The following is a 26,359-nucleotide window of genomic DNA, read 5'->3' as shown; positions in this document are numbered from 1 at the left end:
CACAGAGTCAGCAGCCATCAGCCTGTGACATACTTTTTCTATTATTATCTACCGCCCAATCTAGGTGTCGGACGTGGTGGAAAAGGGAAGTGATAACACCACCTCCCTCTTTCAAGCTTAACGCATGAGCCTAAGACTCATTAGCCTAAATTAAAGCTCAATACCTGGGCTAAACGTTGCTGGAAGTTGAGTTTCGCCACCTTCCATTGAAGCCATAGGGTAAGCACAGTAGTCCGCTGCGTAGTAAGCACTTGGCCGTAGGTTGCCCGAAGCACCCGGACCACCAAATGGTGCATCACCACTTGCGCCTGTTAGCTGACGGTTACGGTTAACAATACCCGCACGGATATGGTCAACGAAGTATTCCCATTCAGAATCATCTGTTGATACAAGACCCGCAGACAAACCAAAACGAGTGTCGTTAGCTAACTCGACCGCTTGCTCTAGCGATTGGTAACGAACCACTTGCAGCAATGGACCGAAGTACTCTTCATCTGGCAGTTCAGCAATATTGGTTGCGTCGATAATACCCGGAGAAACAAACGCCGCTTGACCCGCTTTTGCTTCTACTAGGCTGACTCCACCTAACGATTGCAGATTCGCTTGCGCGTCCAGAATGAACTTAGCCGCAGCTTCAGAGATCTGAGGACCCATGAAGGGTGCTGGTTCAGCGAATGGCTGATCAACACGAATCTTTTGCGTCGCTGCGACCAGCTTATCGAGTAGCAGATCACCCTTCTCGCCAACAGGCACGTACAAACGACGAGCACATGTACAACGTTGACCCGCACTGATGAACGCCGATTGGATAATGGTGTATACCGTTGCGTCTGCGTCACCATATTGGTCACTGATCACCATAGGGTTATTGCCACCCATCTCTAGTGCCAGCATCTTGCCCGGTTGGCCCGCGAATTGACGGTGAAGGATATGCCCAGTATTAGCGCTACCTGTGAACAGCACGCCATCAAGACCTTTAGCATCGGCCAGTGCGATACCTGTCTCTTTAGCGCCTTGTACTAGGTTGATTACGCCAGCAGGAAGACCCGCTTCTTGCCATAATTTCATCGCAAACTCACCCGTCCAAGGTGTCTGCTCTGAAGGCTTAAATACCACGGTATTACCCGATAGCAGTGCAGGAACAATATGACCGTTAGGTAGGTGACCAGGGAAGTTATAAGGACCAAATACTGCCATCACGCCTAATGGACGGTGACGCAGTACAATCTGGTTGCCTGCCGCTTCACGAGAAGCTTCACCGGTACGCTCATGGTAAGCACGAATTGAAATAGCAATCTTGCCCGCCATTGCGCCCGCTTCAGTGCGAGTTTCCCAAATCGGTTTACCCGTCTCTTTCGCGATGATTTGCGCGATTTCTTCGCTGTTCTCTTTAACTTTCTCAGCAAAGTTCAACACGATCGCTTCACGCTCTGCAAAGCTCAGTTTTTTCCAAACCAAGAAGGCTTCACGAGCTGCTGCTACTGCAGATTCAACCTGTGCTAGTGTCGCGCTATCACCCTGCCACACTACTTCATTGTTGTATGGGCTTACTGATGTCATGGCGTCACCTTGACCTGCCACCCACTGTCCTGCTATCCACTGAGTCATACTTCTATCCTTAAAATCTTCGACAGATAATCGCCGCTCTTATTGAGCCAACATGCGAACGAATTCGCCTTCTTTTACTTCAAGAGCGCTTGCTACTTCAGATGATAAAATCACTGTGTCGCTTGCTTGGTCATACGCACCTTTCGCGGCTACTGCGCGGAAGTTCTCAAACGAGGTATTACCAATTAGGAAGTCTTTAGAGCTAGAGTGCTCTGCAATTTGAACCTGTGCTCGAATTGAGTGACGCACAGATTCGATGTTTCTTAGATCACACTCAACCGTTGGGCCTGCATCAAAGATGTCGACATAACCACGGTTGGTGAAACCTTCACGTTCCAGCAACTTAAGTGCAGGGCGCGTATTGTCATGTACCTCTCCGATCACCGCTTGAGCTTCTTTGCTCAGTAGGTTCACGTAGATAGGTAGCTTAGGCATTAGGTCAGCAATGAAGCCTTTCTTACCAATACCGGTTAGGTAATCGGCAAGCGTGAAGTCAATCGAGAAGAAATGTTCTTGCAGCCATTGCCAGAAAGGAGAATTGCCTTCCGCATCTGATACACCACGCATCTCAGCAAAGATCGTTTTTGAGAAACGCTCTGGGTGTTCCGCCATGATCAAAAACCGACACTTCGACATCAAACGACCGTTCAAGCCGCCACGGAAATCTGGACGCAAAAATAGCGTACAGATCTCACTGCACCCGGTGTAGTTATTACCGAAAGTCAGTAGCTTAACGACGTTGTTCACGCCTAGCTTTTGTGATGAGTGGACTACTTTGCTGATGTGGTAAGAATAAAACGGTACATCCCAGCCAATCGAGGCTTCTATGCCGGTCGTACCCGCCACTTCTCCGGTTTCGGTATCGTAGCCAACCATCAGGTAGCCTTCATCACCGGGCTCGGTCACGCCTTGTTTCGCGAAGCTGTATTCAGAGTGAGTAATACGATTGGTTAACAGTTCTTCGTTAACCGGAAGAGATGTGAATCCATGTCCTGACTCAACAGCGCAGGTATGCAACGCGTCGTAATCAGATAGTTTAATTGGGCGAACAACTAGCATCAATATTCCCTCCAGATGCAAAATAGGCCCAAAACCAGAAGCTTGGGCCTTTAGCAAAACGTCATGGGATCGCTCTAATGGCGATCATTCCTATGACGCCGCTTAGGCTAAACTAGCGTAGCGATTGCTTTGTCTAGTTTTGATAAGCCTTCTTCAATTTCTTGTGTAGTAATAACCAGTGATGGCGTAAAACGAACCACGTTTGCACCCGCAACCAGTACCATCAAGCCTTGTTCGCCTGCCGCTACTAATACGTCACGTGCACGTCCTTGCCACTCGTCATTTAGTGCAGCGCCTAACAATAGGCCTTTACCACGAACTTCACTGAATATTTGATATTTGTCATTAATCTTAGCTAAGCCGTCACGGAATAGCGCTTCACGCTCTTTTACGCCTTCTAGAGTCTCAGGTTGGCTAACTACGTCAACCACTGCTTCAGCTACCGCACACGCCAGTGGGTTACCACCGTATGTAGAACCGTGCGTACCAACCTTAAGGTGTGTAGCCAGTTCAGACGTCGTCAGCATTGCGCCGATAGGGAAACCGCCACCTAGAGACTTCGCTGTGCTTAGAATGTCTGGCGTCACGCCCAGACCTTGGTAAGCATAGAAGTTACCAGTACGACCATTACCTGTTTGTACTTCATCAAAAATCAACAATGCATTGTGCTTGTCACACAGTTCACGAACCGTATTCACGAACTCAGCCGTTGGAGAGATGATACCGCCCTCGCCTTGCAGAGGTTCCATCATGATGGCACAAGTGCGATCAGAGATATGCGCTTCTAGAGCGGCAATATCGTTGTAAGGTAGGTGAGTTACATCGCCAGGTTTTGGACCGAAGCCATCTGAGTAAGCTTCTTGACCACCAACGGTTACAGTAAAGAAAGTACGACCGTGGAAACCTTGTTTGAATGCAATGATTTCAGATTTCTCAGGACCGTGAACATCCGCAGCCCAACGACGAGCTAGCTTAAGTGCTGCTTCGTTCGCTTCTGCACCAGAGTTCGCAAAGAATATTTTTTCTGCAAAACATACGTCAGTTAGCTTCTTCGCTAGACGCAGTGCAGGTTCGTTAGTCATTACATTACTTAGGTGCCAAATCTTGTTTGCTTGCTCGGTAACAGCATTAACCATTGCTGGGTGACAGTGACCCAAACAGCTCACAGCGATACCACCAGCAAAGTCGATATACTCTCGGCCTTGTTGGTCCCAAACGCGTGCGCCTTCCCCTTTTACTGGGATCATTTCCATTGGGTTATAACAAGGCACCATCACCTCATTAAACAGACTACGTTCTACTTTATTTTCCACTGTCATCGTACATTCCTTCTCGATACCGCAAGCTTCGCAAATAAGCGTAATGGTTCATAAGTGAGACAAAGATATTTTGTCTCGCCATAATCCCGCTGCAGCATTATATTTACATTTAATTAACCTTTTCAATAGTAGATTATTCTTTAGCCATCCCTTACAACCAGCTAAACGTCACTACCTATGACTATTTATGCATCAATTAATCTGTTTTATGAAGCTTTTTTTACCTAAACGTATAACCAGCAACAGCAAAGCCTTACTGGCATTGCGGTATATTGGGTTCGAGACGAAATAACGCGAATAATTTTGCATAGGCTAAAAACTTAGCCTGACGAGGGAGAAATGTTATAAAAAGTGATCGGCGTCAGAGGGATGAAGACGCGTAGCGCCCGAATTTAAACGCTTAACGGGTAATGGAATACGTTAAACTGGCTTATTTAGACGGAGAAAGAGTCAAATTTAAACACTCAGCGTGCTAGGAAGTTAGCGAGAAGCTGGTGTCCTTGCTCTGTTTTAATCGATTCAGGGTGAAATTGGACGGCATCAATCGGCAAGGTTTTGTGTTGATAACCCATGATCTCATCCATGCTACCATCTTCAAATTCCGTCCAAGACGTCAGCTCAAAACAGTCTGGTAATGTGCCGTTTTTCACCACTAAAGAGTGGTAACGAGTCACAGTCAGAGGGTTATTGAGACCTTGAAAAACACTCTTCCCGTTATGACGAATAGGCGAGGTTTTACCGTGCATCACTTGTCTGGCTCTCACCACTTCACCACCAAAGACTTGAGCAATGGCTTGATGACCAAGACACACACCTAAGATCGGCAGCTTACCAACGAAGTGTTCAATCACCTGCAGCGAAATTCCCGCATCATCGGGCGTACATGGGCCCGGCGAGATAACAAGATGGCTAGGATTTAGCGCTTCGATGCCCGCAATATCAATCTCATCGTTGCGAACAACTTTTACAGTTACCCCTAACTCACAGAAATACTGATACAAGTTATAGGTAAAAGAGTCGTAGTTATCGATGATAAGTAACATGGGTCGAAATCGTTTGCTAAATACTAAAGGATTGGGAGATATAGGGGCGGTATTGTGCAATACCCATAGCGAAAGGCAAGTGGAAACTGCATTTCGCCAATAATTAAGGCCAACCTAAGTTGACCTTAATTGTTTACAGATAGCGTTAAGTTATCTGAATTGGCTTACTTGTATGGCAAGCCAATCTATTTGTGATTGAGCTACTTACGACGACGCCACATTGCTAAGCCAAATAGTGACATAAGAGCACCGAAGCCAAATGAACCGCCTACTCTTAGCTCAAGAACGGCAGGATCATGATCCGATGAACGGAAGTGATCTTGGTACTTAGGTAGGTCACCTTTGTACTCTTCGTTGTAGTCAAACAACGTCGACTCACCACCATTGATGTGCCAATCGGTAGCATCGACAACCCTATCTTTCAGGCTTTCGCTGATCAGCAGGTGGTCTAGAGCGCCAACTTCATCATTGTATGAGTAGCTCCAGCTGTCTGGGTGCTTTTGAGCCACAGCATTGATATAACCGTAGTTCTTCGTAATCACCGCACCGCTATCACCAAACTGCTCAACACCATCAATGTAGGTATTACGAGCTGCTTTGATCTGCTTGCCGTATTTCTCTTCCGAGTAATCGGTTAGCACCAGCATTGGATCTTCCATGCCGTACGAGTTCATATCACCCAGGATCACTTTGTGACCTTTGATGCCATCGAGCGCTTCACCTAATGCAACCGCCGCAGCAACACGGAAGTTCTCACATGAACCTTGCTTATCGGCATCAACGCCGCCTTGGCCGCCCTGCTCAATCGGAGCAGCATCTTCCCAACACTTAGAGCCTTTCGATTTAAAGTGGTTGATCGCTACGGTGAGTTTCTCTTTGGTGCCTTTAACTTTAAAGGTTGGCGCCAATGAGTCACGTTGGTAGTTCTTACCGTCTTCAATCACCTTGCCTGAATCGTCTAACACCTCTGGTGCTTGTTGGCTTGGCATCGCGATAACACGGCTGTCTTTAAGCTTAACCACCTTCTTACGGTAGATAACACCCGTTGTGATAACGTCAGTACCAATAGAGTCCATCTCGTCGGTTACGCCGTCTTCGTTCGAGTCGACAGCCACAAAGGTATAACGGTCTTTCTTACGCTCAATGCGATCATTCAGTTGGTTTACAAGTTGCTGAATGGCAGAGCCTTCACCAAAGCCATTGTTCTCAATTTCCATCAAGCCAATGATGTCTGCATCTAAGCGAAGAATCGCGTTCACAATCTTCTCTTGCTGCATCTCAAACTCAGTGATGGTGTTCGCGCCACGGTTATTGCCGTGCTGATTCGCGTCGCCACCAAATGGAGAGTTGAAGTAGTTCAATACGTTGAAGGTCGCAATACGTAGGTCGCCTTCATCCATGTCTGGTTTGTCGGTACGCGGATCGTTACGCACATAGTTTTCAGCCGAGATCTGGTTAGTCGCAATTAAACGGTACTCACCGTAGCTGTAAGTCAGCACGCCTTCTAGGCCAACAATGGTGTCATCAATGCGGATGTAATCTTCTGTTGAACCATCTTGGTCGATATCAGTGCGGCCAAAATCTGGGTAGAAAGGGACTTGTCCATCAGCCGCTTTTTGATCGGTTTCAACGAAAAGACGGCGGTCTGCGTTGTCTTCAGTTTGCTGCTTCGCTTCGTCAGATCCCGCGACGAAAAGCTGGTTCGGCTGCATGTTAATACGCTCATGCGCCAGTACCATGTTGTTACGACGACCTGCGTAGTCATAACCAAAGGTACGCGTCACACGCATATCAAGCGCTTCGGTTGTTTTCACCAACATGCCTTCGTAGCGTTCAAGCGTTGCAGCGAAGTTCTCGTCACTGTCTAGCACTTCAATCGCCGTAGCTTCAGGTGCCTGCTGCTCGCCCTGTTTTAGCCATTGGTTGTTTTCTACTTTCAGCTGAGTGTGGCTGTAGTATTCTTGAACCTTGCCTTTCACACACACTACATCACCGGCTACTAGCTCTGAGCTCGACTGGTTGGTATGAATAAATAGACCCTCAGAAGTGCTTGAGTTGAAATCATCCTCAAGTGCTTGCAGGTAGAAGCCTTTAGTTAGGCCTGTTGTTACCGCACTTACCACACCTTTTACGAAATATTCATCGTCGGTGATGTATGGGTAGCCATCGATGAATGGCGATGTAGCGCCCTCACCTTGGATTTCTTGAATGGTGGTGAATACTGGGTCAGAGCCATCTTGTGTACAAGTGAACGCTTCTGGCAGTTCAACGCTGTCTAGTGAACCTAGGCCTTCAATGCTGTCTTTTGGTAGCGATACCCATTGTGAAGCATCAAACGTCGCAGAAGGTGTTTGTGTCGCACGAACCAAAGTAACATCTTTGCCCCAGTCCACATCGCCCATCAAACCAACAACATCATGTACCGAGCCGTCTGAATTCAAGATAGCCAGCGGGTCGTCACCATTATGATTGGCGATAGAGGCATTAATGATGTCAGCTTGAGCTTTAATCTCATCACTCGCACTAGAATGTCCGACCACGAGTACTTCACCGGGTGCTAAAACGTGTCCATCTAAAGGTAAAGTGGCACCCCATGATCCGTTGCCATTGGCAGATTTCGCCAATGAGTAACCATCTAAACTAATGCTGCTATCGCCACTATTGGCAATCTCAACCGCTTTGTTATAGCTGCCGCCTTCCACATATTGTGAAATAAACAAATCAGCGTGTGCGCTTGTAGTTAACAAGCTACCAATTGCCACTGCTAGCAATGAAGGTTTGTGTAAAAGAGCCATCCGTTTCACCTGAGTTCATCGAGTTATAGTCACTGCCATCTATGGGCAGTCATGTATTTTGTGGTAACTATCAGGTTTATTTATGAAAGGAATAAGTCAGTAGGCAAGAAAATGAGGAACTTATCACTTTGGAATCATCAATTGTTTGGCACGTTATATATTTCCAACATATATAGAAACGAGTGTAATTTTATAAAGCTTGAGGGTACCAAATAAGATCATCTGCACAGCATTACAGCGATGGATATGCTAGCTAAATACTGGGTAAATTATCAATTCAAACAAGGGGGTTTCGAGGAAGGCAAATGGAATGGGCATGAAAAAGCCCAAAGTAAACAACAGCTACTTTGGGCTCAAATTCTCAAGCGAGTTGTGTTAGTTCACCCTATGGGCGAGTAACAAAACCTACTGCTTCGTATGCTTTTTTCAGTGTCACTGCAGCACGTTCAGAGGCTTTTTCAGCACCGGCTTTCATTACTGCGTCCATGTAGGCACGGTCAGCACGGATACGGTGATATTCAGCTTGAATCGGCTCAAGCATCTCAACCAATGCTGCGCCTACGTCTTTCTTGAACGGACCGTACATTTCAACGCCTTGGTACTGCGCTTCGATCTCTTCGAACGTTTTACCTGTCGCTGCAGAGTACAGACCCATTAGGTTAGAGATACCCGCTTTGTTTTCCCAATCGTGAGCAATGCGTGGTGGTGTTTCTGCATCGGTTTGCGCTTTGTTGATCTTCTTGATGATCGACTTAGGTTCTTCTAGCAAAGTAATCACGTTCTTACGGTTGTCGTCTGACTTAGACATCTTCTTCGTCGCATCTTGCAGGCTCATTACACGTGCATTCACTGTTGGAATGTAAGGTTCTGGTACTTGGAAGATTGGCGTTTCAGGACCGTAGATGTTGTTGAAGCGAGTTGCGATATCACGCGCTAACTCTAAGTGTTGTTTCTGGTCGCTACCTACAGGCACTTGATGAGCACCGTAAAGCAGGATGTCTGCAGCCATCAACACTGGGTAGTCGTATAGGCCTACGTTTACGTCATTTGAGTGGCGTGCAGACTTATCTTTAAACTGAGTCATACGGCTCAGTTCACCCATTTGCGTGTAACAGTTAAGAAGCCAACCAAGTTGAGCATGCTCTGGTACGTGTGACTGAACAAATAGCGTGCTCTTCTTTGGATCAACACCGACAGCAAGACAGATTGCTAGTGCGTCTAGAGTCGCTTCATGCAGTGCTTTCGGGTCTTGGCGAACCGTAATTGCGTGAAGGTCTACAACACAGTATTGGCAATCGTAATCATCTTGCATCTGTTGCCATTGACGTAGAGCACCCAAGTAGTTACCGATACTTAGTTCACCAGATGGTTGAACACCACTCAATACGATGGGCTTGCTCATGGTTTTAATTCCTTTGCTTATTCGCTAAGTTTATTGAACGCTTAGCTTCTTAACTTAAATATAGAAAAGCCGCACAGCTCTTCTGTACGGCTCATCCAGTGTACTCATTGATAAGTATTTTGCTAGTAGGTTAGCTAACTTTTGTCCGCTTTATGCTGAAACTAGAACGACATCTAGTAATTGCGCGACGTTATCCGCGACATAGTCAGGGTTTGATGCTGAAATCGGCTCGCCGTGGTTATAACCGTAAGTCAGACCAAACGAGTGACAACCTGCATTCTTAGCCGCTTTAATGTCGTTGCTTGAATCGCCAACCATCAACATCTCTTCCGCTTTTACATTGTGCTTTTCTAGCAACCAGTTCAGAGCGACTGGGTTCGGTTTTTTCTCTGGGAAAGAGTCGCCACCCAACACATCAACAAAGTACTTATCAATACCGTGTTGCGCCAGTACGTCTGGTACAAACTTCGATGGCTTGTTGGTAACCAGCGCCATAGTGAAGCCGGCTTTATCCAGCTCAGCCAGCGTCTCTTTAACCGATGGGTAAAGGTGACTTAGCTTGTGACCGCCCTGCTCATAGAAATCATCAAACAGGATGCGTGCTTTTTTCAGTAGCTCTGGCTCTAGGCTTGGGTCAACCGTCAAGTTACGGCTGAGTGAACGTCCGATAAGAACATCAGCACCATTACCTACGTAGTCGCGAACTTGTTCTTCGCTCACTGAAGGGAAGCCCAACTCCTGACAAGCTTGGTCAGCAGCAACGGCCAAATCAGGCACGCTGTCTAACAAGGTTCCATCCAAATCAAAGGCGATCAGTTTTATTGAGCTTAATGACATCTTACTTTCCTATTTATTATGTTCGTCTTATGAGTTGAGCTATAAGACGTAAAAAAGGGGCAAATTAGCCCCTTAATATTCAATCTATCTGTAGTTTTACGATTATGCGTTTACTTTTGCAAGCTCTGCACGCATCTCATCAATCACTTCTTTGTAATCTGGTTGATTGAAGATAGCTGAACCCGCAACGAACATATCTGCGCCCGCTTCTGCGATTTCACGGATGTTATCAACCTTCACGCCGCCATCAATCTCAAGGCGAATGTCACGGCCTGACTCATCAATCAGCTTACGAACAGCACGTAGTTTATCTAGCGTGTGCGGAATGAAAGATTGACCGCCGAAGCCTGGGTTCACAGACATCAGTAGAATCATGTCTACTTTGTCTAGGATGTAATCTAAGCAAGAAAGCGGCGTTGCAGGGTTAAGAACCACACCCGCTTTACAGCCGTGCTCTTTGATTAGCTGTAGAGTGCGATCGATGTGCTCTGAAGCTTCAACGTGGAAGGTAATCATTGATGCGCCGGCTTTAGCAAACTCAGGCACGATGCTGTCTACTGGCTTAACCATAAGGTGAACATCGATAGGAGCCGTAATACCGTAGTCGCGCAGCGCTTTACAGATAGGCGCGCCAAAAGTCAGGTTAGGTACGTAGTGGTTGTCCATCACATCGAAGTGCACAACATCAGCACCAGCTGCGAGTACTTTTTCTACGTCTTCACCAAGACGAGCAAAATCTGCAGACAAAATCGATGGAGCGATTAGAAAATCTTTCATACCAAACCTCTTAAGAGTGAGTAAATTGCGAATATCACCGCCTTGTGACATCTCATATACAAATACAAGACTCAATTCCAAGACTATTTGGTGTGCAATTCTACCTAAGCAACTAAGCAGATCCTAGCAGTTCGAAAGATTAGTTTATGAAAGTACCCGTTGGTCACTCAATTTAATGAGTTCGAGGGTTATGTTGGCCGCTACAATTCTTCTGAAGCGTGTTGCTGGTTTTTCTCTTTATGAAAAAGTGCCAGTAACTCATCGACTTTATTGCGCCCTGCGCCATTACGGCTAATGGTGCGCTTAACCTTGACCACGTTCAGTTCTGCACCATGGTATAAACGGCGCGTTAAGGTGGTGTCATGGTTTGAGATCAAGACAGGGATGCCTCGTTCCATCGCTGCTTTTTCAGCAACATCCGCCAGTGCAGCTTGGTCATCTAAGCTAAAGCCATTACCTGCGTAAGAGGTAAAGTTTGCCGTGTTCGACAGTGGTGCGTATGGAGGATCGCAGTAAACCACACAGCCTTTGCGCGCGCGGCTAAAGGTTTCATGGTATCCCTCACAGACGAAGGTGGCTTTTTTCGCTTTCTCGGCAAAAAATTCCAGCTCAGCTTCTGGGAAGTAAGGTTTTTTATAAGAACCAAATGGAACGTTAAAACCGCCCTTCTTGTTGTAACGACATAGGCCATTGAAGCCAAATCGGTTCATATACAAGAAAGCCAATGAACGATACATGACGTTATCTGTACCATTGAACTCAGCGCGAATATCTAAGAAGGCTTCTTTACGGTTGTTCTCAGGACAGAACCAGCGCTTCGCTTCCGTGATATAAGTTTCAGGATCGGTTTTAAGCAGGTTGTACAGGTTGATAAGATCGGGATTGATATCTGCAAGCAGGTACTGTTCAAAGTCAGTATTCAGAAATACTGAGCCGGCACCGACAAACGGTTCTACCAATTTACGAGCAGGTGGCAGGTGACGTTGGATGTCTTCAACTAGGCCATATTTACCACCAGCCCATTTTAGAAAGGCACGCTGCTTTTTCATTTACTGCTCTATCTATCAACTCAAAAATAAGGCTGCGGAATGTAACATATTTTGAGGCTAAGCTCAGGGTTATTTCGCACGTTCTATCTCTCGATGCACTTGATTCATCGATTTTGCCCAAGGTTCCAACTGTTGAAGGGGTTTTGATAACGCACTTACCGCGTCTCTCGCCACTTGAATCGTTGGGTAATCTTGATAAGTGATAATAAACCACTTGGTGTCGTTGCGAAGTGTTGGGTAAATACGAACCTTGTTCTCAAGGTCATACTCTTCAATGAAAGACTGTACGTCGTCCAATGAGGTCATCGCACTCAACTGCAAAGTATAAGCTCGCGGAGAGATAGCTTGTAACTCTTCGCGAGAAAATGAGAATGTAATTTTCTTAGTCGGTGGCGTGGACTGTGTTAGGTCTGTTGCTTCATCGGCTGAAGGCTGTGACTCCACTTTGTCTGCATCTGATTGCGAACTCACCGCGGCACCTGTGTTTTCTTCAACAGCAGCATCAATCGCACTGGTATCGGCACTTTCAGGTTTATCATCAAGCAAGGCATCAACCACATCAGAGGTGATTACGACACGCTGCTGATCTTGTTCGACTTCTCCAACACTCGCGGTATCTTCAACGACAGTCGGTGGCAAAGATGAGCTGTCGTCATCAGCACCTTGATAACTCATGTCAGCTTCGGCTTCAGAATCGTCCATTCCGTCGATTCCAGCTTGCTCGGTACCACTTTCCACTTCAAAAGTTGGGATAGCTGTCTGTTCAATCGGAGCGATAAGAGATTGCGCTTTATCGTCAGGGGTTGGTTGACTGAACATCCACCAATAACCACCACCAATTAAAATCAACAGCAAGGCCACCACAATCGCGATATTGATGGGTGAGCCAATAATTGAGCGAATAATAATCCTTTTTTCCACTTTCAATTCTCCTAAAGCCATTAACTCACCGGGCAGAGGTTGCGCTTTATTAAACGCACGTCGCACGCGAGTTTCAGACTCATCATCAACATATCGAATCACCAGTGATTCAAAGAAATGTTCAGCTTCTGGTTGCGAAAGGTCATCGATCTCAAGATCGATAGGTTTGTGTTGTTGACCGTAACTCAAACGCGTTAATAACGTATCTAAGTGGCCAGGTTCCGAGAAGAGAACGATATTGATCGTCCATTGAGTGTTTGATTGAGCTTCCAGTACCAACATCCATAATTCGGATACCAATAGCTCAGAAAGTCGTTGGGCATCATCAACGACGACAACCACATTACACGGTTCTCCATCCAGTAACCTTGTTAGGCTATCCGATAAAGAATCATGTTGATTAAACAGGGGATCAGAAACAATTTGGCTAAGAATAAGCGCGCGGCGTTGTTGATCGTCTTGGCTTGGATGACAAAGCAGTAAACACTGATTTTTTTCTGTCGACCATGCTTCAAGATAACGCTGAGCCAACCAAGATCGGCCAGAGCCAGCTTTGCCAGCAACCGTCACAAGGTTTGAACCAAAGTTAGTCAAAAGCTGTAAGCGCTCTAGCAGCTCAACTTGAGATTCTAACTCTAATACTCTTAATTCATGAGCCAAACTCATTGGGGATCCCTACTGATAAGATCGATCAGTAAAACGCTTCAATTGCCTAGAGTTTAGCTAGGCAACCTCACAACCAAATTTAAAGAGTACGGCAGAAATCGATCGCTTGTTTAATGATGTCTTGAGGCACATCAGCAACCACTTCAGCAGTACCAATACTTGTTGGTAATACCAAACGCAACTGACCAGACAGCACTTTTTTATCGCGCATCATGTGCTTCATAAAGTCTTCAAAAGACATGCTTTCTGGCGTATGGATTGGTAGTTTCGCATTCTTGAGTATAGAAATAATTCGCTCAAGTTGCTGCTGAGAGATCAGTCCCTGTAATTGAGCTGTTTTAGCTGCCATTACAGTGCCTGACGACACAGCTTCACCATGTAGCCAATTACCATAGCCTAGTTCTGCTTCAATCGCATGACCAAATGTATGACCTAGGTTCAATAACGCTCTGATTCCTGACTCTTTTTCATCTAGAGCCACCACTTCAGCCTTAATTGCACAACAACGAGCAATCGCGGTAATCAGTGCTTCTTCATCAAGTTGATAAAGTTTCTCTAGATTCTGCTCCAACCAATCAAAGAAGGCTTCATCGTAAATGATGCCGTATTTGATCACCTCAGCAATGCCCGCTGCAAACTCACGCTCTGGAAGCGTTGATAAACAGTTGGTATCGATGATCACAGATTTCGGTTGGTAAAAAGCGCCGATCATATTCTTACCAAGAGGATGGTTTACTGCGGTTTTACCACCAACAGAAGAGTCCACTTGAGAAAGAAGGGTCGTCGGGATTTGAATGAAATCAATACCGCGCTGGTAACAAGAGGCAGCAAAACCGACCAAGTCACCGATAACACCACCTCCTAAAGCAATCACCACCACATCGCGGCTGTAATTTCCTTCAAGCATGTAGCTCATCACTGAATTGAACGTTTCAAGGGTTTTGTACTGTTCACCGTCTGGCAGCTCGAGAAGAGATGTCTGACAGCCGACTTGATCCAATAGCGATAAAATTTTATCAGCATAAAGAGGCGCTACTGTCACATTACTGATAACAACAACTTTCTGCTTACCTGATAAAAAAGAAAGGTACGCCGGGTCTTCAAATAACCCGGCGCCAATAGAGATAGGGTAGCTACGCTCAGCTAGATTGACCGTAATCCGTTCCATGGGTTTGCTCTCCGAAAAAATGAACTTAACGTTCTTCTAGCATTTTTACGATCTGGTTGGCTACCACTTTTGCACTTTGGTCGTCAGTACGAACTGTGTAGTCCGCCACTTCTTCGTATAGTGCGTTGCGAGATACAGCTAGATCTTCTAGCACATCACGCGGGTTGTCTGTTTGAAGTAGAGGGCGTTTCTTGTCGCGGTTAGTGCGAGCAAGTTGCTTTTCAATTGTTGTCTCTAGGTATACAACAATGCCTCGTGCAGATAGACGGTTACGGTTTTCTTTGCTCAACACTGAACCACCACCTGTCGCAAGAACAATACCTTGTTCTTCTGTCAGATCATTGATTACAGATTCTTCGCGCTTACGGAAACCTTCTTCGCCCTCAACATCAAAAACCCATGCGATGTCTGCGCCAGTGCGCTCTTCGATCACAGTGTCAGAGTCTAGAAACTCCATATGAAGTTGGGAAGCTAGGTGTCTACCAATTGTACTTTTGCCGGCGCCCATTGGGCCAACAAGAAAAATATTGCGTTTCTCAGCCATGTTTTTAGCAGTAATTTACAACGTTAATTCAATGACATCGCCACAAGGTAGGTCAGTACAAGTACTGAAATTAAAAGGCCCGTGGCACCGATTCCTCACAGATAATTCGTGATAAGACCCGAAATTATCAAGGTTAGGTGCCACTAATGCAACTTTATTTTTAATCTAATTGTTCATTACTGAATCACAACTTTGGGTGTGACAAAAATAAGTAGTTCACTTTTACCCACATTTTCATAGCTGCGACGGAACAATGCGCCCAAAACTGGCAGGTCCCCCAACAGAGGAACTTTATCCACTGTACTGCTCACGCTGTGCTGAAATATCCCGCCAAGCACGACAGTTTCACCATTATTAACAAGCACTTGCGTACCTATTCTTTGCGTATCAATGGCGACCGCTTCACCGGTTCCAGTTTTTACCACTTGCCCTGGCCTATCTTGAGTCACGCTCAAATCCAATACCAAACGATTATCGGGCGTGATCTGCGGTGTCACCTTAAGACTCAACACGGCTTTCTTAAATGCAACCGACGTAGCGCCACTTGAAGATGACTCTAAGTAAGGAATTTCAGTACCTTGCTCAATATAAGCCGGCTTTTTATTGGTGGTGATTAAGCGTGGACTAGAAATGATTTCAGCTTTTGACTCTTGTTGCAGTGCCGACAGTTCAAGATCGAGTAAGGTATCTGAACCCAGTTTGGCCACCTGAAACGCAATACTCGAGGCGTTCGGCGATGTTGCCCCTAAATTGACGTTGAGATAGTCATCAATCACGCTGCTGCCGCTATCGTCGTCATACGGCGTAATCGCTGATGGGTGGTTACCTTCGATTGAGCCACCAACGGTGAAGCTTCCGTTGGTTGAGGAAACGCCCCAGCGCACGCCAAGCTCATCAAGATTACCCTCAGTAACCGTGACAATACGTGCCTCTATCTGTACTTGCTTCACGGGAATGTCTAACGATTCAATGATGCCTCGGATCACGGCAATGTTTTCTTCCAATTCACGAATGAGCAGTGAGTTGGTGCGCTCATCAATGGTAATCGAACCACGATCGGACAACATGCTGACCGCACCTTCACCTCCAATCATGTCAGCGATGTCGGTGGCTTTAGCAAAGTTAATCTTGATGATTTCCGATTTAAGCTCCCCTAACTCCTCTTCTAAGCGCGATTTCTCTAACGCTTGTTGCTCTCGAAGGTCGAGCTCCGCTTTCGGCGCGACCAAGATAACATTGCCATCAACACGCTTATCCAAGCCTTTAACTTGCAAGATAATGTCGAGAACTTGCTGCCAAGGTACGCCATCTAAGCGTAACGTCAGGTTTCCGGCTACCGAATCAGACACCACGAGATTGAAGTCGTTGTAATCGGCAATCAGTTGCAGGACATTTCGTACCGGGATATCCTGGAAGTTAATCGATATCAGCTTGCCCTCTTTCTCTAGAACGCTTTTTTCTTTGGTCGCTTCATCGAGCACCGGTTTGCTGATCACCACCTCAATAAAGCGCCCCTTTAGGTTGTATTCATACTGATAGTCATTGCTAATCGTCGCTAGAAGCCGAGTGCTTGGTGTCTCTTTATAGACTTCAATGCCTTCAACCAAGGTAGCGAAATCCTTCACATCCAGCAGGTAGAGCTTGTCATCATCAACTTGAGTATTGATTAGCTCGATACTTAACCCTTCCTGAGCTCGTTGAACATCCACGACTGCTGTGCTGGTCGCCAGCTCAATAATGATGACGGCGTCTTTATCCTTATTGACCCTAAAATCAATATTCTCCAATTTGTTCGGTAAGCTCTCGGCATGGCTGAGCACGCTAACAACCAACATCACAGACACAGCAAAACCTTGTAGAGCCTTGCTCACTAATCCACTTATTCCTTTAATCATATTTACATCTCATATCCACATCATGTGACATTGGTTTACTTCAGAGCCAGCCTAACGTTGCGCTTATGCCAACAACCTAAGCCATCTGGAAGAGTTTCATTAATCTGAACGTATTGGCTCGTCACCTTAGTAACTCGGCCATTGTTTAAGCCGATAAACTGGCCTTTCTTGACGTTTACCACGTTGCCTTTGGGTGTTTGCACTAAGCCAAACACGCTTGAGCCACTGCCCATCACGCCTCTTAAACGAAGCTTACTCAGCGGGTACTTCTCTAACTTGCCATTACGAGAACGGGCGCTGGGTTGCCAACAGTCTTTCTTAACCAAGGGTTGGTTTTGCACAATGGCTTCTTTAGGCAGTTCAAAGGGAGGACGCAAAGATCGGCGCTGATAAGTCGCCGCCGTGAATTCAGTTGCTGGGACAAGTTGCTCGACATCTTTTCTCGCCTTGGCTTCAACCTGCGCCACAAAATCTTGCAGTGAGTCTTGATTAGCTTTGCAGCCTGACAACGCAAGCATCAATACGATTGAGTAAAACGCGCTATTGGGTTTCATCATTAACCTCCGATTTAAACTGGTAGGTATAAGCTCGAACCCTAAAGTGCAGCGTGCTACTTTCTTGACTGACTCGCTGCCAATTCACATCATCAAAGCTAATAATACGCGGCAGCTTGGCGATGGCAGCAGAGAAGTCACCAATCTCGTGATAGTCACCTGTCAGCTCTATATTGAGAGGCAATCGATAGAGAAACTCCTTATTCTGCTTTTGCCCCCAATCGATTCGTGTGAAGGTCAGCGAGTTATCCAAGCCGAGCTCATTCACGGAGGCCAACATGCTCGCTAACTCCTTTTGAACGGGCAGCTGCTCTAATAGATAATCGTAGCGACTAGTTAGCTCATCCAACTGGCTCTGCAACTTAGGCAAGGCTGCAACCTTATTCGCCTTTATCCTCAAGGTCGTTTTTAAGGTCTGCTCCTGTTGCTTCATCTGTTTCAGTTCCTCGTCGAGCGGCAGCAGATACAGCCAAGTGCCAACACCTTGGATTAACACCATCAACACCAGAATCACGAGAAGCTGAGGCAACAATGGCCATTCGGTGATCTCATCAACATCGAGATCTTGCAAGCTCATCCTGTTTTGCCTACTAATCCTATTTTGAAGGTTAGCCATGATGCGCCCCCTTATCTTTTCTGCTCGCGGTTGTGTTTTCTAAAGACACAGGGCTAAACACAAAAGAGACCTTGAAGGTCTGAAACTCTTTATTGAAGCGCTTGCGGTTATGAACGATAGAGTGCATCTCGACCCCTTTCAAAGAATCTGAACGTTCGAGGTTGTCCAACATGGTGGCGAGACGAGCAGTGCTGTCGCTGATGCCCGACATTTCAATCTCCTGACCATTCATCTTTATCTTGTCGACATAGACACCCTCTGGAATCAGCTCCGGCATCAAGTTCATGAAGTCGGTGGTCTTATTACGGCCAAGCTGCAGCGACTCAACCACATCAAGTCGAGTCAGAATGGCTTTGTGTTCTTGCTCTGCGACTTTTAACGACTGAATTTGTCGGTCGAGCTCAGCAATGTACTGATTGAGGTAATTGAGGCGAGCTTGCTGCTTGGCTTGTTGATCGTGAAAATAGTGACCAACCGCCCATTGCCCTATAAGCGCAATGATGACGCCAAGAATGACCAGATGGATAAAACGCTTCTTGTGCTGAGCACGAATCTCATCACGCCACGGCAGCAGGTTAATTTGATGCAACATGCTTCTCTCCCTGCCACTTGAGCCCACTCATCGCCATACCCGCCGCGATACCAAAGTGTTGCCAGTCAATCGGCAGTCGGCGTCTCTTGGCGACCTTATTCTCAAATAAAGACAAAGGATTCAATGACTCGCAGCTCAACTGAAAATGGCGTTCTAGCTCTTCGGTTACCATAGGGATGCTGGCGCCCTCGCCCATCAACCAAATCCCTGAGATAGGTTGCTGCGCATTTCCCGATGAATAGAGCTGCAATTGACGCTTGAGCTTCTCAATCAGGTTAACAATGAATTGATGTGTCTCTTCCATAGTACCGAACACGCTCTCGATATCACTCGGGTCATCTGAGCTGCGAAGATCTTGAGTGCCAAAGGCGATGTCTTTATAGAAAGGCGCCGAATTCTGCGGGATAACCCCTAGCGAGGTTTGGTCGATTCCAACATCCACTAGCAACCAGTTTTTCTTATCGGGATACAGGCGCGAGGCCAATTGCCAGATATTAAGTAGCCCATGCGCCTGTGTATCCACCACCACAGGTTTGAAGCCAGCCTTGGTTAATGCATCCGCTCGGCTATCCACAACTTCTTTACGAGTGGCGTATACCTGATAACTGCTTGTCGAACCTTTACCAAATCGTTTGTCTTCCAGCTTTACAAAATCTAAACTCAGCTCCTCGATAGGAAAGGGAGATTGATGGGCGAAGGTTTGATAGATAGAAAACTCTTTTTCTCTGTCTTCTAACTCACTCTCTATTTGCAGTACTTTGCTGATCACCGTGTTATCAGGTACCGAAATGGCGACGTTGCGACAGCCAAAAGGCAGTCCTTTCCTAAGTTCTTTAAGTTTCTTAACAGTTTTCTGATACTCCAAAGTATGGTTAGCTGTAAAAATGTCGTCCGAAATCGGCAGCTCTTTGTATCCCACTAGGGCATACAACTCCCCCACGGGTTTTAGTACCACGGCTTTGATGCTGTGATGATTTATATCTATACCTGTAATTAATGATGAACCCATGTGACCTAGCTCCTGAAGTGCCAAGCATTTCGTTGATTATCTAGGGGTTGTGATTATTAGTTAAATAAGCGTTAATAAACGAAAGCTAAGTTTTTAGCCTAGAGTACAAGGGTTTGCTGCTTATCAGCCTTAACTAATCAGGGATTATCCGGTGAAGTTCATAAAGCGATTATTCATATTTACATTGATTTGCATGATTCTTGGAGTCAGTACAATTTTCGGGTTTTATTTTTACGTAAAACCAGAGTTGCCTGATGTTGCCACTTTGCGCGACGTAGAACTCCAAACGCCGATGCAAGTCTTCAGTCAAGACGGTAAGCTGATCTCTCAATTTGGTGAAAAGCGTCGTAATCCAGTCACTTATGACGAGATTCCTCGCCACTTAGTTGAGGCTCTGATTGCCACCGAAGATAGCCGTTTCTATGAACACCCAGGTATTGACCCAATCGGTATCACACGTGCAGCACTCGTGGTTGCAATGTCGGGTTCAGCCAAACAAGGTGCTAGTACCATTACTCAGCAGCTTGCGCGTAACTTCTTCTTATCTAATGAGAAAAAGATTATGCGTAAGATCAAAGAGATCTTCATTGCGATCCACATTGAGCAACTTCTTAGTAAAGAAGAGATCATGGAGCTTTACGTCAACAAGATCTTCCTTGGTCACCGTTCGTATGGTTTTGGCGCGGCAGCACGTGTTTACTTCGGTAAAGATCTTCCTGATCTCACGCTGAGTGAAATTGCGACCCTTGCGGGTATGCCAAAAGCACCTTCGACAATGAACCCTATTTACTCTGTTGAGCGCGCGACTAACCGTCGTAACGTTGTATTGCGTCGTATGTTAGACGAGAAATACATCACTCAAGCAGAGTTCGATGACGCTCGTAGCGAAGAGCTTATCTCGAAATACCACGGTGCAGAGATCGAACTGAGCGCGCCATATGTTGCTGAAGTTGCACGTGCTTGGATGGTGGAACGCTATGGTGAAGAAGCTTATACATCAGGCATGAAGGTCTACACGACCGTTGATTCGAAACTGCAAAAAGCAGCGAACCAAGCCGCAATTAAGAACCTACTTGGCTACGATGAGCGTCACGGCTACCGTGGTGCTGAAAAAGTATTGTGGCAGACTGCGCAATCAGCGTGGGATCAAGAACAAATCGTTAAACACCTTAAGTCTCAACCAACCTATGGTGACCTAGTCCCTGCTGTTGTTACCGCGGTTGATTCGAAAAGTGCTCAAATTTGGGTTAAGAACCAAGGTGAAGGCACTATCGAATGGCAAGGCATGAACTGGGCGCGTAAATTCCTAACGGATAACCGCCAAGGACCAGCGCCTTCTCAAGCGAAAGAAATTCTGGCGGTTGGTGAACAAATCTGGGTTCGCCATGAAGCCGTTACCGGCGATGAAGTCTCTGAAGAGCCGACAGAAGAGTCAGCGACTGCAGAATCAGAAACACCGATTGTATGGCGACTAAGCCAAGTACCGAATGCGAACACAGCATTTGTTGCAATGAACCCGAACAACGGCGCGGTATTGTCGATGGTCGGTGGCTTTAACTTCGTCCACAACAAGTTCAACCGTGCAACGCAATCTATTCGTCAGGTGGGTTCTGGTATCAAACCCTTTATCTACTCAGCAGCGATTGAGAAAGGCTTAACGCTAGCCTCACTGATCAACGATGCACCGATTAACCAATGGGATAAGAGCCAAGGTACCGCATGGCGACCAAAGAACTCGCCACCGACTTACGTGGGTCCAACTCGTTTACGTATTGGCTTAGCTCAGTCTAAAAACGTAATGGCGGTACGTGTACTGCGCGAAGTAGGCCTAGATGATACTCGTAACTACCTAACTCGATTTGGTTTTGATATTGACGAAGTGCCTCGTTCAGAGACCATTGCTCTGGGTGCGGGTAGCTTAACGCCAATGAAAGTAGCTCAAGGTTACTCAGTATTCGCTAATGGCGGCTACTACGTTGAACCTTTCTACATCAGTCGCATTGAGACACCATTTGGTGAGACTGAATTTGAAGCGACACCAAAAGTGGTTTGTAAAGACGATTGCCAACAGCAAATGACCTCAGACCCAATGGCTGATGAGTTTGCAGAGCAAGATGTGGATGCCAAAGTACAATACGCACCTCAAGTTATCTCTGAACAGAACGCATTCCTTGTTCGTGAAATGATGTACAGCAACATCTGGGGTGGCGGTGATTGGAGCGCTGGCACTGGTTGGAACGGTACTGGTTGGCGTGCACAACCGTTGAAGCGTCGTGACATTGGCGGAAAAACGGGTACCACCAACGATTCTAAAGATACTTGGTACAGCGGCTACGGCCCTGGCATGGTGGCTACGGTATGGGTTGGTTTTGATAACCACAACCGAAACCTAGGCCGTACTAAAGCGAACTCGAACCTTGGTAAAAATCAGATTACTGGTGCAGAAGCTGGCGCGAAAACAGCAGAACCTGCATGGGTTGATTTTATGGGTACGGCGTTAGCGGGTGTTCCTGCTGAGCGTAAAGAAATTCCGGAGAACATCGTCCGTGTTCGAATCGACCGTGAAACTGGCTTACTGACCAACAAGTTCGATAGCTCATCAATGTTCGAGTACTTCGAGAAAGGCACAGAGCCAACCGAGTACATCACTGAGCGTTTCAATGATGACATCTACTCAACCTCATCAGGTGAAGCAGTAGAAGAACTGTTCTAACTAGGGTTTGTAGAACCTAGTAACATGAACCAACAAAAAGGGTTGATATGAATTCATATCAACCCTTTTTATATATCTATATCTGACCAGACTAGGCTCTAAATTCAAGCGCTAAGCCGTCTTCTCCAGTTGAGTTCGAATCGTCTCAGCCAGTTGCTCGAAACGTCCCTTCAATGGAGAGCCCGGACGATAAGCCACGACAATTCGACGTGAAGGTGTTGGATTCACCGCAGGTACGTAACACACACCATCTTTCTGCTTTTCCTTTGGCACCGATAACTGAGGTAGCAAGGTAATGCCCGCCCCCGCCGCGACCATGTTACGCAGCGTTTCTAAGCTGGTTGCCTTAAAGCGCTCGTCATCTTTGGCACCCGCAGCAAAACAGAAACCCAAGGCTTGGTCTCTTAAACAGTGACCGTCACCTAGCGCCAGTACGGTTTGTCCATTTAGCTGCAGCATATCGACAGTGTCTTGTTGAGCCCACTCGTGGTCACATGGAACGGCAACACTTAACGGCTCGTCATACACATCAATCTCTTTAAACACCGCCGTTTCATCAACCGCAGCCAGTACCAAGCAATCAAGCTTGCCGTCTTCAAGTTGACTCACTAACTGATGGGTCTGAGCTTCATGCAGGTAAAGCTCAAGATCTGGGAAGCTCTCTTTTAGATGAGGAACAATCTTAGGCAAGATGTAAGGACCCACGGTTGGAATAAAACCAATGTGCATTGGCCCCGTCATCGCTTCACCGTGTCCACTCGCCATATCTTTAAAAGTTTTCACTTCATTGAGAATACGCTTGGCTTGTTCAACAAGTTGTAACCCTGATTCTGTAAATATTACCTTCCTTGGACTACGCTCGGTTAACTGAAGTCCAATTTCATCTTCGAGTTTGCGTATTTGACCGCTTAGTGTCGGCTGACTGACAAAGCACGCTTCTGCCGCTTTTCGGAAGTGTTTATGCTCTGCGAGCGCCACCAAGTATTCAAAGTCACGAATGTTCATGATCAGTCTCTTACCTCAGGTTTTAATAAGAACAAGGGTTCTAATAGAAACATTTAAAAGAAAAATGCTCTTGATAGAATTTACCTATCAAAACCATAACATCAAACGATTAGAGCTATCAAAGGATTTATCTAATAATGGGCTCAACGAAACGAAACTGAGCGAAGAAAAACGTTAAGCTCTGATAGAACAAAATTAAAAATACTATTTAAGGAAATCAATATGTTTGCATCTAAAGAAGGTCAATCAATCCCTCAAGTAACATTCCCAACTCGCCAAGGTGATGCATGGGTTAACGTAACTACTGAAGAGCTATTCAAAGACAAGACAGTTATCGTATTCAGCCTACCAGGTGCGTTTACGCCAACATGTTCGTCAAGCCACCTACCTCGTTACAACGAGCTACACTCTGTATTCAAAGAAAACGGTGTTGATGACATTCTGTGTGTTTCAGTAAACGACACATTCGTAATGAACGCTTGGAAAGCAGACCAAGAAGCGGAAAACATCACATTCATCCCAGATGGTAACGGTGATTTCACAGACGGCATGGGTATGCTAGTTGAGAAAAACGACATCGGCTTCGGCAAACGTTCATGGCGTTACAGCATGCTGGTTAAAAACGGCGTGGTAGAAAAAATGTTCATCGAAGAAGACGTACCAGGCGACCCGTTCAAGGTTTCTGATGCAGATACTATGCTTAACTACCTTGCTCCTGAGCACAAAGAGCAAGAGTCAATCACAGTATTCACTAAGCCAGGCTGTCCTTTCTGTATGAAAGCAAAACAGAACCTAATCGACAAAGGTCTGAACTACGAAGAAGTGGTTCTAGGTAAAGATGCAACAACAGTAAGCCTACGTGCAATCTCTGGTCGCACTACCGTTCCTCAAGTATTCATCGGTGGCAAACACATCGGTGGTAGTGAAGAACTAGAAACTTTCCTAGGCTAATCGCTTCATCGACGATATAGGCTTAGAAGTATCAGCTAACCCACCCTCTTGTGGGTTAGCTATTCCAAACACTCTTATCTGAGTTTTGGGAAAAAGAATATAGCTGGTGACTCGCCTGTCTTTTACTAACCTATAGTTAGCAATAAAAGCAGAGTCACAAGCTAAACCTAATAAAACAGAATCACAAAACTGACCCGCAATCCTGACTCTCAAAAAATCATCAGAGTTGGAGGGGTTCGTTCAAACCAAATTTAGCCATTGCGAGAAAATTATTATGAAACAAGTCAATGTAGATGTAGCAGTTATCGGGGGCGGTACGGCAGGTTTAGGTTCTTACCGCGCTGCAAAAGCACACACTGACAGTGTCGTGATGATTGAAGGTGGCCCTTACGGTACAACCTGTGCTCGTGTTGGTTGTATGCCATCTAAACTGCTTATTGCAGCTGCGGAAAGCGTACACCAAATCGAGAAAGCTCCGGCTTTTGGCGTTCACCCACAAGGTGATATCGTGATTAACGGCCGTGAAGTGATGGACCGAGTGAAGTTTGAGCGTGACCGTTTTGTTGGTTTTGTTTTAGAAGGTGTTGATGAAATCCCAGAGCAAGACAAGATCTCTGGCTACGCAAAGTTCTTAGATGACAACACACTACAAATTGATGACCACACGGTTGTCACCGCTAAGCGTATTGTTATCGCGACCGGTTCTCGCCCTGCATACCCTGCCGTTTGGAATGAGCTTGGCGATCGCCTGATCATTAACGACGACGTGTTCAGCTGGGATGATTTACCAGAATCGGTTGCGGTATTTGGCCCTGGTGTTATTGGTCTTGAGCTTGGTCAGTCACTGCACCGCTTAGGTGTGAAGACCAAACTGTTCGGTTTGGGTGGTCAAGTTGGCCCAGTAACTGATCCAGAGATCATGGCTTATGCAGATAAAGCTTTCAATGAAGAGTTCTATCTCGATGCCGACGTGAAAATCGAAAGCATGAAGCGCATTACCACTGAATCGGGTGAGCCACGTGTCGAAATCCAGTTCATCAATAAACAAGGTGAATTAGAAACTAACGTCGTTGAATACGTACTAGCAGCAACAGGTCGTCGCCCTAACACTGACAAGCTTGGCTTAGAGAATACCTCTCTAGAGCTTGATGAACGTGGTGTGCCAATCGCAGACCACTACACGCTACAAACATCACTACCATCAATATTTATCGCTGGTGATGCGAGTAACCAACTGCCTCTACTGCATGAAGCAGCAGACCAAGCTCGTATTGCGGGTGACAATGCAGGTCGCTTCCCAGAGATTCGTGCAGGCCTACGCCGCTCTAAAATCTCGGCAGTATTCTCTGACCCGCAAATCGCGATGGTTGGTGAAACCTACAAAGAGATCACCACACGCTTAGGCACATGTGGCTGTTTCGCAACGGGTGAAGTGTCTTTCGAAAACCAAGGTCGTTCACGAGTGATGCTTCGCAACAAAGGTATTCTGCACGTATACGGCGAGCAAGGCACAGGCCGCTTCCTTGGTGCTGAGATGATGGGACCAAACGCAGAACACTTGGCTCACTTATTAGCATTGGCACACCAGAACAAGATGACGGTTTCTGAGATGCTAGACATGCCGTTCTACCACCCAGTAATCGAAGAGGGTGTACGAACTGCCCTACGTGACCTGAATGCGAAACTGCACCTAGGCCCAGAGATGGTGAAACACTGCCTAGATTGTGGTCCTGGTTGTTAAATTATTGATATTTAATATAAATAGCTTACCTTTGGTAAGCTATTTTTCTATTTACCCACATATTTCATAATGTTTTCCACACCAAGTATGATTAA

22 protein-coding genes are annotated in these 26,359 nt (G+C 46.2%); 4 read left to right on the top strand and 18 right to left on the bottom strand.

The features are described from left to right. Positions 1-150 precede the first annotated feature (150 nt). The 17 genes from astD to pilM all read right to left on the bottom strand — a co-directional run bounded on the left by astD (position 151) and on the right by pilM (position 19,854). The gene (astD, locus tag A136_RS00570; protein WP_017063700.1) at positions 151-1,608 is read right to left on the bottom strand and encodes a succinylglutamate-semialdehyde dehydrogenase; all 1,458 of its coding nucleotides are present in this window, start codon (positions 1,606-1,608) and stop codon (positions 151-153) included. A gap of 39 nt (positions 1,609-1,647) precedes the next feature. Continuing rightward, a complete protein-coding gene (gene astA, locus A136_RS00565) occupies positions 1,648-2,667 on the bottom strand; it encodes an arginine N-succinyltransferase (protein WP_017063699.1) in 1,020 nt (339 codons plus the stop codon). Between the two features lie 107 nt (positions 2,668-2,774). Then, positions 2,775-3,986: an aspartate aminotransferase family protein gene (locus A136_RS00560; protein WP_017063698.1), complete on the bottom strand. Its 1,212-nt coding sequence runs from the start codon at positions 3,984-3,986 to the stop codon at positions 2,775-2,777. Between the two features lie 464 nt (positions 3,987-4,450). Further along, the gene (locus A136_RS00555) at positions 4,451-5,029 is read right to left on the bottom strand and encodes an aminodeoxychorismate/anthranilate synthase component II (RefSeq protein ID WP_009848915.1); all 579 of its coding nucleotides are present in this window, start codon (positions 5,027-5,029) and stop codon (positions 4,451-4,453) included. A gap of 200 nt (positions 5,030-5,229) precedes the next feature. After that, the gene (locus A136_RS00550; RefSeq protein ID WP_017063697.1) at positions 5,230-7,824 is read right to left on the bottom strand and encodes an ExeM/NucH family extracellular endonuclease; all 2,595 of its coding nucleotides are present in this window, start codon (positions 7,822-7,824) and stop codon (positions 5,230-5,232) included. 385 nt (positions 7,825-8,209) lie between these two features. Then, positions 8,210-9,226: a tryptophan--tRNA ligase gene (trpS, locus tag A136_RS00545; RefSeq protein WP_016796005.1), complete on the bottom strand. Its 1,017-nt coding sequence runs from the start codon at positions 9,224-9,226 to the stop codon at positions 8,210-8,212. A gap of 150 nt (positions 9,227-9,376) precedes the next feature. Next, positions 9,377-10,063, bottom strand: a complete 687-nt coding sequence (locus A136_RS00540; protein ID WP_017061120.1) for a phosphoglycolate phosphatase — start codon at positions 10,061-10,063, stop codon at positions 9,377-9,379. A gap of 102 nt (positions 10,064-10,165) precedes the next feature. Continuing rightward, positions 10,166-10,840, bottom strand: a complete 675-nt coding sequence (gene rpe / locus A136_RS00535; protein WP_010435263.1) for a ribulose-phosphate 3-epimerase — start codon at positions 10,838-10,840, stop codon at positions 10,166-10,168. 200 nt (positions 10,841-11,040) lie between these two features. Next, complete coding sequence (locus tag A136_RS00530) at positions 11,041-11,889, bottom strand: Dam family site-specific DNA-(adenine-N6)-methyltransferase (RefSeq protein ID WP_017061122.1); 849 nt, start codon at positions 11,887-11,889, stop codon at positions 11,041-11,043. 69 nt (positions 11,890-11,958) lie between these two features. Continuing rightward, positions 11,959-13,476: an SPOR domain-containing protein gene (locus A136_RS00525; RefSeq protein ID WP_017063695.1), complete on the bottom strand. Its 1,518-nt coding sequence runs from the start codon at positions 13,474-13,476 to the stop codon at positions 11,959-11,961. Between the two features lie 79 nt (positions 13,477-13,555). Beyond that, a complete protein-coding gene (gene aroB, locus A136_RS00520; protein WP_017061124.1) occupies positions 13,556-14,644 on the bottom strand; it encodes a 3-dehydroquinate synthase in 1,089 nt (362 codons plus the stop codon). 25 nt (positions 14,645-14,669) lie between these two features. Next, on the bottom strand, positions 14,670-15,188 hold the full coding sequence (gene aroK, locus A136_RS00515; protein ID WP_017061125.1) for a shikimate kinase AroK: 519 nt from the start codon (positions 15,186-15,188) through the stop codon (positions 14,670-14,672). A gap of 176 nt (positions 15,189-15,364) precedes the next feature. Next, positions 15,365-17,083, bottom strand: a complete 1,719-nt coding sequence (locus tag A136_RS00510; RefSeq protein ID WP_032545762.1) for a type IV pilus secretin PilQ — start codon at positions 17,081-17,083, stop codon at positions 15,365-15,367. A gap of 35 nt (positions 17,084-17,118) precedes the next feature. Then, positions 17,119-17,637, bottom strand: a complete 519-nt coding sequence (locus tag A136_RS00505; RefSeq protein WP_017063694.1) for a pilus assembly protein PilP — start codon at positions 17,635-17,637, stop codon at positions 17,119-17,121. Beyond that, positions 17,624-18,253 (bottom strand): type 4a pilus biogenesis protein PilO, encoded by a 630-nt coding sequence (locus tag A136_RS00500; protein WP_017061128.1) that lies wholly within the window; start codon positions 18,251-18,253, stop codon positions 17,624-17,626. Before A136_RS00500 ends, A136_RS00505 begins: the two co-directional genes overlap by 14 nt. After that, complete coding sequence (locus A136_RS00495; RefSeq protein ID WP_017061129.1) at positions 18,246-18,845, bottom strand: PilN domain-containing protein; 600 nt, start codon at positions 18,843-18,845, stop codon at positions 18,246-18,248. The genes A136_RS00500 and A136_RS00495 overlap by 8 nt, the downstream gene beginning before the upstream one ends. Next, positions 18,829-19,854: a type IV pilus assembly protein PilM gene (gene pilM / locus A136_RS00490; RefSeq protein WP_017061130.1), complete on the bottom strand. Its 1,026-nt coding sequence runs from the start codon at positions 19,852-19,854 to the stop codon at positions 18,829-18,831. The genes A136_RS00495 and pilM overlap by 17 nt, the downstream gene beginning before the upstream one ends. 151 nt (positions 19,855-20,005) lie before the next feature. Here pilM and A136_RS00485 point away from each other — a divergent pair, with 151 nt between their 5' ends. After that, the gene (locus tag A136_RS00485; protein WP_032546261.1) at positions 20,006-22,567 is read left to right on the top strand and encodes a penicillin-binding protein 1A; all 2,562 of its coding nucleotides are present in this window, start codon (positions 20,006-20,008) and stop codon (positions 22,565-22,567) included. A 111-nt stretch (positions 22,568-22,678) separates the two neighbouring features. Here the strand turns inward: A136_RS00485 and oxyR are convergent, their stop codons facing one another. Further along, positions 22,679-23,572 (bottom strand): DNA-binding transcriptional regulator OxyR, encoded by an 894-nt coding sequence (gene oxyR / locus A136_RS00480; RefSeq protein WP_017061132.1) that lies wholly within the window; start codon positions 23,570-23,572, stop codon positions 22,679-22,681. Between oxyR and A136_RS22935 the strand changes: the two genes are divergently transcribed. The 3 genes from A136_RS22935 to A136_RS00465 all read left to right on the top strand — a co-directional run bounded on the left by A136_RS22935 (position 23,571) and on the right by A136_RS00465 (position 26,264). Next, entirely contained in the window at positions 23,571-23,750 is a 180-nt protein-coding gene (locus tag A136_RS22935; protein ID WP_017063692.1) for a hypothetical protein, read from the top strand. The genes oxyR and A136_RS22935 overlap by 2 nt on opposite strands. Positions 23,751-23,794: 44 nt before the next feature. Further along, a complete protein-coding gene (locus A136_RS00470; protein WP_017061133.1) occupies positions 23,795-24,523 on the top strand; it encodes a glutathione peroxidase in 729 nt (242 codons plus the stop codon). A gap of 274 nt (positions 24,524-24,797) precedes the next feature. After that, the gene (locus tag A136_RS00465; RefSeq protein ID WP_017063691.1) at positions 24,798-26,264 is read left to right on the top strand and encodes a dihydrolipoyl dehydrogenase; all 1,467 of its coding nucleotides are present in this window, start codon (positions 24,798-24,800) and stop codon (positions 26,262-26,264) included. The last annotated feature ends 95 nt before the right edge of the window (positions 26,265-26,359 follow it).

This window comes from Vibrio crassostreae 9ZC13 (assembly GCF_000272045.2).
GTDB lineage: Bacteria > Pseudomonadota > Gammaproteobacteria > Enterobacterales > Vibrionaceae > Vibrio > Vibrio crassostreae_C.
This window is presented reverse-complemented; position numbering and strand designations above follow the sequence as displayed.